Annotated in this window: 7 protein-coding genes and 2 pseudogenes; 1 reads left to right on the top strand and 8 read right to left on the bottom strand. The window is 71.0% G+C overall.

The genetic code is table 11. The annotated features are described in order from the left end of the window. Positions 1-267 precede the first annotated feature (267 nt). From ACFXB5_RS48910 to ACFXB5_RS48935, 6 genes are all read right to left on the bottom strand, one after another. A complete protein-coding gene (locus tag ACFXB5_RS48910; protein ID WP_385221326.1) occupies positions 268-2,070 on the bottom strand; it encodes a sel1 repeat family protein in 1,803 nt (600 codons plus the stop codon). A 51-nt stretch (positions 2,071-2,121) separates the two neighbouring features. Then, entirely contained in the window at positions 2,122-3,096 is a 975-nt protein-coding gene (locus tag ACFXB5_RS48915) for an acyl-ACP desaturase (protein WP_385221328.1), read from the bottom strand. Between the two features lie 332 nt (positions 3,097-3,428). Then, positions 3,429-3,671: a hypothetical protein gene (locus tag ACFXB5_RS48920; protein WP_014060726.1), complete on the bottom strand. Its 243-nt coding sequence runs from the start codon at positions 3,669-3,671 to the stop codon at positions 3,429-3,431. A gap of 95 nt (positions 3,672-3,766) precedes the next feature. Next, complete coding sequence (locus ACFXB5_RS48925) at positions 3,767-5,509, bottom strand: alpha-L-fucosidase (protein WP_385221331.1); 1,743 nt, start codon at positions 5,507-5,509, stop codon at positions 3,767-3,769. Between the two features lie 393 nt (positions 5,510-5,902). Then, positions 5,903-8,017, bottom strand: a complete 2,115-nt coding sequence (gene malQ / locus ACFXB5_RS48930; RefSeq protein WP_385221333.1) for a 4-alpha-glucanotransferase — start codon at positions 8,015-8,017, stop codon at positions 5,903-5,905. Continuing rightward, a complete protein-coding gene (locus ACFXB5_RS48935; RefSeq protein WP_201849494.1) occupies positions 8,017-8,307 on the bottom strand; it encodes a hypothetical protein in 291 nt (96 codons plus the stop codon). The genes malQ and ACFXB5_RS48935 overlap by 1 nt, the downstream gene beginning before the upstream one ends. A 263-nt stretch (positions 8,308-8,570) precedes the next feature. On the opposite strand from ACFXB5_RS48935, the gene ACFXB5_RS48940 reads away from it, so the two are divergent. Continuing rightward, a complete protein-coding gene (locus ACFXB5_RS48940) occupies positions 8,571-9,623 on the top strand; it encodes an ABC transporter substrate-binding protein (protein ID WP_385221336.1) in 1,053 nt (350 codons plus the stop codon). Between the two features lie 203 nt (positions 9,624-9,826). Here ACFXB5_RS48940 and ACFXB5_RS48945 read toward each other — a convergent pair. Further along, positions 9,827-10,593, bottom strand: a pseudogene (locus ACFXB5_RS48945) (integrase core domain-containing protein); the annotation flags it as partial. 776 nt (positions 10,594-11,369) lie between these two features. After that, positions 11,370-11,657: pseudogene (locus ACFXB5_RS48950) on the bottom strand (hypothetical protein); the annotation flags it as partial.

Below are 11,657 nucleotides of genomic sequence, written 5' to 3' on the forward strand. Positions count from 1 at the left end.
CCACCACCCCTTTCCTGGTTGTGGGAAACGCGTTCCCGGTTGTGGGCAATCGTTCCTCCCCCAGCTACCGCTGGGAGGTGCCCCCCGGCGGAACGGGTGGGCACAACCCACCCACCGGGGTGCACCCGGGAGCGATGCCTCGGCCAGGGCCTAGCTGGGCCGCACCGGGTCGGCCCGTCCCTGGTCAGGGTTTCGTTGCCGGGTGCGGGCCGGTGGCCCGTTTGTGCCCACCCGTCCCGCCCCGCGGGACGATTGCCCACAAACGGGTCAGCTAGGGTCCCGTAAGGCTAGGCGGGCCATTTCGCCGTATTCGCGGAGGAGGCCCGGGTAGGCCTCAGCCGCGACGCGGAGCCACCGCTCCGCCTCCTCCAACCGCCCCAGCCCCCGCAACGCCTCCGCCAGCCAGTACGGCGCCTCCTCATGCTCCCCCGCACACGCCACCCTCAACAACGGCTCCGCCTCCGCACACGCGCCCCGCCGCACCATGCTCCGCCCCGCCAAAAACGCGGGCGGTACAAGACCGCTGCGCGCGGCGCGCACATACCACCGCTCGGCGTGCTGCGGATCCCCGCCGCGCTCCTCCGACGTCCAGCCCAGCCACCACGCGGCGCGCCCGTGCCCCAGGTCGGCCGCCCGGCGGAACCAGATCTGGGCGGTACGCCGGTCCCCGGCCTCGTCGTGGATCCGGCCGATGTCATACGCCGCACCGGCGTCGCCCTCCGCCGCCGCGGGCTCGTAGTACGGCACCATCCGCAGCCCCTTGGCGCCGCCCCCTTCGTACAGCATCCGCCCGAGGGCGAGCAGGGCGCGCGGGGTGCCCGCCTTGCGGTACCACTCGGCGGCCTCCGGGAGCCGGTACAGCCGGTCCAGCGCGTCGGCGTACGCGAACCAGGCGTCCGGGCCGCCGCCCTCGGCGCGGTCCCGCAGCCCGGGCAGCCGCTCCTCCCACTCGGCGGGCGGCATCCGCTCGGGGTCGGCCCGGATCGCGGCGATGTCCCGAAGCGCCGCGACGATCCGCTCCTCGCCCTCGCCGAAACCTTCGCCGAAACCCGCGTCGAACCCCGCGTCGACGCCCTCGTCGAACGGACCCCGGCCCTCCCCCTCGGCCCCGGCCTCGACCGCGTCGGCCCCCGTGGCCCGCAGCCACCGCTCCGCCTCCTCAAGCCGCCGCTGCCGCACGCACAGCACCCCGAGGTTGAAGCAGGCCCACATGTGGCCGCCGTCCGCCGCGTCGGCCGTGCGATACCACTCCTCGGCGGTGCGCAGCTCGCCGTTCTCCTCGGCCCAGACGCCGAGGACGTACGCGGCACCGTCGTAGCCCCGCTCATGGGCGTGTTCGACGAGGACGCGGGCCTCGGCCCAGCGGCTGTCGTCGCGGGCGATGAAGAGTGCCTGGTCCACCAGCGCCTTGGCGCCGCCGACGGCGGCCGCGCGGGCGTACAGCGCCTCGGCCTCCGCGACCATCCGCGGGTAGCGCTCGAACATCGCCCTGCGCTCCGGGTCGAGCAGCTCGCGCAGCGCCTCGTACGCCTCCTCGGGGTCGCCCTCGGCCTCCGCCCGGGCGAGGGCCGCGCGCCAGCCGTCCAGGTCCCTCAGCATGTTCTGGATGGCCCGGCGGCTGTGGGCGGCGACTTCGTCGCCCTCGGCGGACGCCTCGGCCAGCCGCTCCAGCGCGGTGTCCCATGCGCCGCGGGCGGCCAGCAGCACGGCGCCGTTGGTCTTGCACTCGACGCTGCCGAGCGCGGCCCCGTGCTCGTACCACCGCTCGGCGCCGGCCGTGTCACCGGACTCGTGCAGCAGCCGGGCCAGACCGAACGCACAGCCGCCGTCACGATCGGCGGCCGTGCGGTACCACCGCTCGGCCTCGGCGAACTCGCCGCGGTCCTTATGGCAGATCGCAAGGGTGCGCGAGGCTTCCGCGTCCCCGGCGTCGGCGGCCCTGGCCCACCACGGCAGGGCCTCGTCCAAGCGGCCCCGGCCGGTGAGGAGTTCGGCGTAGGCCCGGTACGCGCCCGGTTTCCCGGCCGCCGCCGCGGCCCTCAGCCGGGCCGCTTCGGCTTCCGGATCCACCGCCGCATCTTGCGATGAATGTTCGACCATCACCCGATGGTGCCAGAGTGATCACGCCCGTTCGGCACGGGCCCTGCGACGGGCCAGCAGCGCCTGGCGCCGCTCGTCGAACTTGGTGGCCTGATCGTCCAGTCCGCCCATGTAGAGCCCCAGTTCCTCCTGTGCCTTGAGCCCCTCCGGGCCGAGCCCGCCGATCTCCAGGACCTTCAGGAAGCGCAGCACGGGCTGGAGCACGTCGTCGTGGTGGATGCGCAGGTTGTAGATGCCGCCGATGGCCATCTGGGCGGCGGCGCGCTCGAAGCCGGGCATCCCGTGGCCCGGCATGCGGAAGTTGACCACCACATCGCGGACGGAGCACATGGTCTGGTCGGGGGCCAGCTCGAACGCCTTCCCGAGCAGGTTCCGGTAGAAGATCATGTGCAGGTTCTCATCGGTGGCGATGCGCGCCAGCATCCGGTCGCAGACCGGGTCGCCGGAGTGATGACCGGTGTTGCGGTGCGAGATGCGGGTGGCCAGCTCCTGGAAGGCGACGTACGCCACGGTGTGCAGCATGCTGTGCTGGTTGTCCGATTCGAAGCCCTCGGACATGTGCGCCATGCGGAACCGCTCCAGCTGCACCGGGTCGACGGCGCGGCTGGTCAGCAGGTAGTCGCGCATCACGATGCCGTGGCGCCCCTCCTCCGCCGTCCAGCGGTGCACCCAGGTGCCCCAGGCGCCGTCCCGGCCGAAGAGGGTCGCGATCTCGTGGTGGTAGCTGGGGAGGTTGTCCTCGGTGAGGAGGTTGACCACAAGCGCTATCCGGCCGACATCGCTGACCTTGGACTGGTCGGGCGCCCATGCCTCACCGCCCATGATCCCGTCGAAGTTCCGGCCGTCGCTCCACGGGACGTACTCGTGCGGCATCCACTCCTTGGCAACCTGCAGATGCCGGTTGAGCTCGGTCTCGACGACCTCTTCGAGTGCGTACAGGAGCTGGGTGTCGCTCCAGACGGCCTGACCGTGGCTGTGGGAAGGGGCGAGTGTCACGGTGGGGGCTCCAGGGGACGGGGGCGACGGGCTATACCTACGGCCCCGTAGGTTACGACACCGTAGGTTAAAGCGAAAATAAACAGGCCAGGGCCCATGGCGGGCACCCGGTGAACTCGGCCCGACACGCTCCCACTTGGGAATCCGGGGCGGCGGGGCGTGGAGTGGCCGGGCGTGTCCGGGACGCGGCCCGGACGACGACGGGGCACGGCCGGGACGTGGCCGGAAAGCGACTCCCCCCGTACACAACAAAAGCGCACACAACAAAAACGCCCCGGCCGGATTGGCCGGGGCGCTCCGCAGCGGCGTGCGCGCTTCGTCGATCGATCGCGTCAGTCGGTCTGCTTACGGGACTTCCTGTCTCCCGCCATCACCAGACCCGCGATCACCAGGAACAGGATGATCGGAGCAGCGACATAGAGGCCCAGTGTCTCGGCGACACTCAGGCCCGGACCCGGGTCGTCACCGTCGTCGCGGGTGAGCGCGAACGCGGGGGACGACATCAGCAGCATCGCCGTCGTCGCGGCGATGACTGCACCGGCGCGCACGGCGTTCTTTTTGACCTTGTTGCTCACGGACTCAAGTTATCCGACGCCCCCCGGCGCCGCGTGCCCGGGGTGGCCTTAACACGGCGCTGAGATGACCATGACACGGCCCCGCATCCGCCGGCTCAGCGGCGGCCCGCCTCGCTGAGGTGGACCGTGGGCGGCAGCAGCCGTGGCGCGGCGCGGGAGGCGAGGACGCGTATCCGCAGCCCGTCGGCGGTGACGGGCGCGGCCAGCGGGAGGATGCGCCGGGCTCCGACGGTCGTCCCGGAGGCGATGTCCCGCCAGGTCCCCGCCACCCGGGCCTGCACGGTGAACTCCTCCACCCGCTGCCCCTGGCGGATGTCCTCGCCGAGCCGCACCCGGTCGAAGGTCACCGGATGGCCGGGGGCCGGCCGGGAGCCGGTGCCGTATGTCGTCCTTACGGCCTTGCCGAAGGCCGTAAGGGAGGCCATATCGGCGTCGTCGATCCGGCCGTTCTTCGCGGGCCCCGCGTTGAGCAGCAGCGAGGCGTTGCGGCCCACGCTGCGCTCGTACAGCGACATCAGCTGGTCGGGGGTCTTGGGCCGCTCCGCGGGGTCGTGGAACCAGCCGGGGCGGATCGAGACATCGGCCTCGGCCGGGTACCACTGCAGATAGCGCACGCCCGGCGCGGTCAGCTTGGCACGCGAGCCGATGTCGGCGTCGGTGGAGTCATTGGGCAGCCCGCCGCCGATGACGGTCCACGGGTCGACCGCGGACGGGGTCACCGACCACTCGGTCTCCCGGGCGATGCCGTCCTCGTTGCCCACCCAGCGCACGCCCTGCGCGCCCTGGAAGACCACCGAATTCGGCGAGAGCGCGTGGATCAGCTCGAACCAGTTCCTGACGTTGTAGTGCTGGGTGACGCCCGCACCGCCCCAGGGGTTGGCGCCGTCCAGCCAGAACTCGTCGATGGGGCCGTACTGCGTCAGGATCTCGTAGATCTGGTTGAGGTAGTACGCGTCGTAGTCGTCGGCGGCGAAGCGGAAGGTGGGCAGCGCGCCGGAGGCGACCTTGTCCGCCCGGTCGTCGCCGGGGACGAGGGTGGGGATGGTGCGCTCGGTGGGCTTGCTGCCGTTGCCGTAACGGCCCTGGCCGGCGGGTGCGCGGTCGCCGTCCTCCAGGGCCATCCGCTCGGGCAGCGACAGCTCCTCGCCGTTCTGCTGCTTCTCGCGGATCTTCTCGACCCACTGGGCGTGCCAGGCGTGCGGCAGCTCGGCGCCGTCGGCGGGCGAGAGGTAGACGCCGACCTTGAGCCCCGCCTTACGGGCGGCCTTGACGTACGCGCCCAGGACATCGCCGTCGGGATTCCGGCCGCCGGGGCCCTTCGTCCACCAGGGGCTGGCCTCGACGTCGTGGCCGGTGTAGCGGCTCGGGTAGAGCACGAAGCCGTCGTGGTGCTTGGCGGTGAGCATGACCTGCCGGGCGCCGGCGGCCTTGTACGCCCGCATCCACTGGTCCATCGCGAGCTCGGGCGGGTCGAAGAGCTTCTCGTCCTCGGCTCCGGAGCCCCACTGGCGGCCGGTCATGGTGTTCATGCCGAAGTGGGTGAAGGCGGTGACCTCGCGCTGCTGCCAGGCCCGCTGCCCGGGGGTGGGGACGGTGTTGGCGGCCTTGTCGATGATGCGGGCGGGGGTGTCGCAGTCCTCGACGACCTGCTGCGGGGCCGGGGTGATGGGCCCCTCGCATCCGGCCCGCGCGGGGGCCTCCGCCGCGGCCTGCGCGGGGGCGGGAGGGACGGCGGCGGCCGCGAGGGCGGCCAGGGCGAGGGCGCGGAGCGCGAGCAGCGCACGCCGCCGTCCGCGGGTTCCGTGGGTGCCGGGCGTTCCGTCCAGAGGTCGGGCCATGGTCCCCTCCAGGTCTCCGATCGGCATTGATCGGATCTCTATGGCGGTGTCCATGACAGCCTGACAGAGGAGAGGCGCCCTGGGGAGACCGCACACGGCAGAGGTCCCACCTATGGGGCGGGACAGCCACTATGGCGGTCCGGCGGGCTGCTCCCCTCCCCGCCCCTTCCCGCGGCATCGATATGCGGCTCCGCGCCGTGGCAGGGCTTCGCCCCTGGACCCCGGGGCCTGGGGCAGAGCCCCGCCTTCCAGCCCCTCCAGGGGCACCTCCCGGCGGTAGCTGGGGGAGTTTGAGGAGCGGGGTCTGGGGCGGAGCCCCAGTTGTGGGAAGGGGCGGGGAGGGGAACAGCCCGCCGCAGGCGTCCAGATCCGCCGGACACCCCGGAGTGGTGGCTACGCGGCGGGGTCACAAGCCGCCAGCAGGGCAACCTCGTCCATCAGCGCGCGCAGCCGGGGCGAGGCGACCAGTTCCTCCAGGGACATCGGGCGCCCCTCGGCGTCGGCGATCGGCAGTCGCCAGTTGGGGTACTGATCCCAGGTGCCCGGCAGGTTCTGCGGCCTGCGGTCCCCCACCGCGTCCGGCAGCCAGACGCCCACCATCTTCGCCGGGGTGCGCAGCAGAAAGCGGTGGACCGCCTTGACCGCCGCCTCCTCGTCGCCCGGCCCCTCCGGCAGCAGCCCGAGCCGCCCCAGCAGCCCCAGCCACTCGGCGACCTCGACCGCGTCCGCCGCGCGCTCCTCGGCCAGGGGGCGGCTCAGCAGGCCCAGTCGGTGGCGGAGCTCGACATGGTCGCCGGTGAGCCGGGCGGCCGTGCTCGGCAGATCGTGGGTCGTCACGGTGGCCAGGCAGTCCGCCCGCCACTCCTCCGGCGCCAGCGGCCGCGCGGCGCCCGCCCCGTTGTAGTTCCGCTCGAACCACATCACCGAGGTGCCCAGCACCCCCCGCCGCTCCAGTTCCTCCCGCACACCGGGCTCGACCGTCCCCAGGTCCTCCCCTATGACGACCGCCCCGGCCCGGTGCGCCTCCAGGGCGAGCACTCCGAGCATCGCCTCCGCGTCGTAGCGGACGTAACAGCCTTCGGTCGGTTCCCGCCCCTCCGGCACCCACCACAGCCGGAAGAGGCCCATCACATGGTCGATACGGAGCGCGCCCGCGTGCCGCAGGAGGCCGCTCAGCAGATCGCGGTAGGGGGCGTAGCCGCTGGCCGCGAGGGCGTCCGGGCGCCACGGCGGCAGGCCCCAGTCCTGGCCCCGGGAGTTGAAGGCGTCCGGGGGCGCGCCGATCGACATGCCGGAGGCGAAGACGTCCTGGAGCGCCCAGGCGTCGGCGCCCGAGGGATGGACCCCGACCGCCAGATCGTGGACGAGGCCGATGCCCATGCCCGCCTCGCGCGCGGCGCGCTGGGCGGCGGCCAGCTGGGTGTCGGTGAGCCAGGCCAGCCAGCAGTGGAAGTCGGTGCGGTCCAGGTGCTCGGCCCGCGCCCGGGCGGTGCCCGCGGAGCGCGGATCGGCCAGGCCGTCGGGCCAGGCGCGCCATTCGGGGCCGTGGGTCTCGGCGAGCGCGCACCACAGGGCGTGGTCCTCGAGGGCCTGACCGCGCTCGGCGAGGAAGTCGCAGTAGGCGGCGCGGCGGCCAGGGCTGAGCGGGACCGTCCGCACCAGTTCCAGCGCCTCGCGCTTGAGGGCCCAGACGGCGTCCCGGTCGATGAGGGCGCCCTCGCACAGGACGGCCGTACGGAGGGCGGCGGCGGCCTCCAGCAGCTGATCGGCCCGTTCACGGGCGCGGCCGCGCAGATGGGCGTATTCGGGCACGTCCTCGATCCGCAGATGGACCGGGTCGGGGAAGCGCCGCGAGGAGGGGCGGTAGGGCGACGGGTCGGTGGGCGCGGCCGGGGTGCCGGGCACGGCGGCGTGCAGCGGGTTGATCTGGACGAAACCGGCGCCGAGCGCCCGCCCCGACCAGGCGGCCAGATCGGCCAGGTCGCCGAGGTCGCCCATGCCCCAGGAGCGTGCGGAGAGCAGCGAGTAGAGCTGCACCAGGAAGCCGTGGCTGCGGACCGGGGACAGCGGCATCCGGTCGGGGGCCACAATGAGGGGGGCGGTGGCGCGGCGGCCGTCGGGGGCCTCGGCGAGCAGGGTGTGGGCGCCGGGCGGCAGCGCGGCGAGCTCGGTAAGGAGGCCATCGGCCCGTAAGGCCGCCGCAGCCGCCCGCCCCCGTGGGTGCGGTGCGCCGTCCTCGGGGCACACCCGCAGCGCCGTGCCCTCGGGCAGGCTCAGTCGGGGCGCCTTGCCGGGGCGCACCACCACACAGGGGGGCAGCAGCCGGTCGCGCCGCCGGCCGTCGTGCCGGTCCAGCGCTTCGCGTACGGATCGGGGGGTCGAGGCGTCCACGCCGAGCGCGGCGAGCACGGCGACGACCGTGTCCTCGGGCACCTGGACGGTGCGACCCGGGGCGGGGTCGTAGGACGTGGCGACACCGTGCAGCTCGGCGAGCCGCGCTCTGCCCATCAGTACTCCATCGGCCCGCAGCCCGCGCCCGCGCCGGTGAGGACGGCGGTCGGCTCACTCGTCAGGGGAAGTTCGGCGGCGAGCGGAGGCTCGCTGGTCAGGGGAATGTTGTCGGCGAGCGGAGGCTCGCTGGTGAGGGGCGCTTCGGTGGCGCTTCCGGACCCGAAGCCGTCCAGACCGCACAGTCCGCAGTCGGGGTCGGAGACCCCGTCGAAGGGATCCGGTTCGCTGGACGCCTCGGGGCCGGGTTTGGACAGGGCGGAAAACAGAAGTTGAGCTGACGCGGCCACACGGACCTCCGTGGGGTTGTCGGCAGTGGGTCATCCCGAGACCTACCCACTCCGGACGGACGCAGACGCAAACGCCCCCCGGACGTGCTGTAGGTCACATCCCCTCTGGGCGGCGATTTCACTGCGCCAAGGGATCGGGAGCACAGAGTTTACGAACAGGACCGCCCTTCATCCGTCAGACTTGCGCCGGGCGTGGGGCGGCCGGCGGGGGGGGCCCCCGGGGGGCCACCCCCGGCCGCGGCAGCAGCGACAACACGGTCAAAGTGGGCCTGCTCGTGTCTCAGTCCGGGGTCTATGCCTCCGTCGGTCGCGACATGCAACGGGGCTTTCAGACCTTCCTCGACCAGCACGGTGGCAAGCTGGGAGGGAAGACCGTCAACCTTGTTACCGTCGACGAGGGCTCGACCCCGCAGAGCGGAGTTGCTGGCGCGACCCGGCTGGTCCGGCAGGAGCAGGTCGACGCCGTGGTCGGCATCGTTGCCAGCCCGACAGCGATGGGCAGCCGCGACATCTTCAACAGCGCGCAGGTCCCGGTGCTGATGGGAAACACCGGTGCCGTCGCGCTGGGTGGGGCCCAGGCGTCGGACTGGATCTGGCGGGCTTCCTTCGACAACCGCGACCCGGGCCGGGCCCTTGGGCGCCGGCTTGCGGCTGACGCGTCGGGCGGCAAGGTGTTTCTGATTGCCTCTGACTACGCAGGCGGCCACGAAAATCTTGAGGGATTCAAGAAGACGTTCCCAGCCAATCGGATCGCGGGTGAGCTCTACCCGCCGTTCGGCACGACATCCGACTACTCCAGCTACCTGGCGCAGATTCGGGCCTCAGGCGCCAAGCAGGTCTTCGCCTTCTTCGCGGGTGGTGAGGCGATCGAGTTCACGAAGCAGTTCGCAGCCTTTGGGCTGAGTAAGCACGTCCGGCTTAACGGCACCTTCCTGACCGATGGGGCTTCACTCGCCGCCGAGGGGAACGCGGCGCTCGGCGTGCGCAGCACCGCTGTCTATAACTGGGACCGCGACAACGCGGTGAATAAGGCGTTTGTGAAGGACTACCAGCAGAAGTTCCATGCTCTCCCGAGCATCCCTTCCGGGTGTATGTACGACGTCGGCGTGATCCTGAACAAGGCTGTAGCGTCGATCTCTGGGCGGGTCGACCGGGCATCAATCAACGACGCCCTGCGGTCGATCGGAACGGTCCAAGGGGCTCGCGGCAAGCTGCGCTTCGACGACCACCGCACGATGGTCAACCAAATGTCCCTGATCGAGGCGAAGAAAACAGCGGACGGAATTCGTAACGTAACTGTTAGACCACTTCCGTAGTGATGGAGGCTCTGATCACGAGCTTATCCACCGACGCGCTAGCCACGCTGATCAGAAGTGGGCCAATCCAATATTCCAATGAGGGGCGGCGCGAGCCGCCCCTCCCGGCGACTGAGGGCGACGGGCCGTCGAGCGGGCAGGCGAGCCTGCAGACACTATCGGCACTGCGCAACGTGTGAAGCTCGAATCATCATCGCTCCTGGTCAAGCGGCATATCTGTATTCGTTGATCACGCCGCCGAGGATGCGGGTATGCAGGACTCTGCGGCTGGCTGCCCTAAGGGTCAGTGGTGCTTCGTGAGCCTGGGGAGGTAGTTGGCAGCGGGCCCGGGTGGGGGCGGTGCGCGTTGTAGTGCCTCTGGTATGTGGCGAGAACCTGGCGCGCGTGAGCTTCGCCGAGGATGAGTATGTGGTCCAGGACTTCCCGACGGAGGGTACCGATCACTCGTTCGCAGTGGGCATTGGCCTTCGGCGCGCAGACCGTCGTCTTGATGATCTCGATTTCCTCGGCCTGGAACACAGCGTCGAAGGAGTCGGTGTACTTGCTCTCGCGGTCTCGGATGAGGAAGCGCAGCGAGTCCATTCGTGTCCCGAGGTCAGTGGTGAGGTTGCGGGCTTGCTGGGTGGCCCAGGCTGCAATCGGGTGTGCTGTGACGTCGGCGACGTGCAGGCGCCGGGTGTGATGCTCGAGAAAGACCAGGGCGTACAGGCGTTGCAGGCCGGTGTCGATGTGGAGGAAGTCGCAGGCGATCACACCGGTGGCCTGCGCGGAGGAACTCGCGCCAGGTCGGGCCACTGCGGCGCGGTGCCGTATCGATGCCTGCGGCGTGCAGGATCTGCCGGACGGTTGAGGCGGCGATCGGGTGTCCGAGCCGGGCCAGTTCGCCCTGCATCCGGCGATGGCCCCATCGGCTGTTCTCGCGGGCGAGGCGCGGCACGAGCTTTTTGAGGGTGGCTTGCGTGCGTGGCCGTACGGCATCGCAGCGCCTGCTGGCCTGCCTGAGGTTGCCCTGACACCCCGAGCCGAGCGTGAACGAAGGAGCTCCGAACGACCTCGATGAGCGATGGATGTACCCTGCGGTGATTACCGGGTAGGACAGGCGTTTCGATGGCAGATTGATCGTAGCCACGGCACAAGGCCCCGGAGACACGAGGAGGGCAGCACTCATGATTGGCGAAGTTGACTTCCATGCAGCTGGGGTTCCTCGGCTTCGGAAGGTTGTGCACCAGATGTGCATCACGATCGGTGATGCGGCATGTAGGTGCAGGTCGGAGCGTGTCTATGGGGGAACCCCTACTGTCCCCGGCGTACAGGCCGACTCGTCCGCCGCTATAGGTCTCTGATCAGGGAAATTGCTGGTCAGGGGCCCCTTTTTCATGGAAACGTGAGCTTGGCCAGATCCCGGTCCGCACCGGTTCAAACGGGGTCGCACGGCTACGTACGTAGCCATGAAAGTAGCCACGGGACACGGGGCCGGAGTTCAGCGAGGGCGGGGTCTGACCTGCGGGGTGGCCTTCTGGCCTGGGCCGTCTGGGCGCCTCGCCGCGGTGCCCGAGCGCGCGATGCAGTCGTTGCTGCCTTGTACCTCTCCGATAGCTCTGCTCAGGGGAGGGGCACGCCGCCGCGAGTGAGGGGGCAGGCGGGGACGGTGGGCTGAGAAAACGGGAGCGGGGCTGAGGCCGGTCTTGGCCTCAGCCGCTGAGATTCAGCTCCGCGCTCTTGGAGGGCGAGGACGGAAGTAGATCATCACGCCGCGCGCACGACGGACAGCTTCGGCCGCGCCGTCAGGCCGGCGGCTACCGCCCCGTGCGTGTCAGCGTGGTCCTTCAGAAGGTGGCTGTACGTGCGCCGAAGCTCGTCGACGGAGTCGCCCACCCACGCGGCCACAGTGTGCTCCGGAATCCCGTTCTGGAGGCACATGGAGATGAAGGTGTGCCGAAGGTCGTGGGTGCGCCGTGAGGCGCAGTGATTCGAGTGGAGGTGAGAGACCTTCGCCGCTGATCCCGTCGCAGCGGGACGGTGGAGCTGGGGGCA

This window comes from Streptomyces sp. NPDC059455 (genome assembly GCF_042750115.1).
GTDB lineage: Bacteria > Actinomycetota > Actinomycetes > Streptomycetales > Streptomycetaceae > Streptomyces > Streptomyces endocoffeicus.

Coding starts and splice junctions, on each gene's coding strand:
- ACFXB5_RS48925 (WP_385221331.1), bottom strand. CDS start 5,509: ATGGCCCGACCTCTGGACGGAACGCCCGGCACCCACGGAACCCGCGGA.
- malQ (WP_385221333.1), bottom strand. CDS start 8,017: ATGGGCAGAGCGCGGCTCGCCGAGCTGCACGGTGTCGCCACGTCCTAC.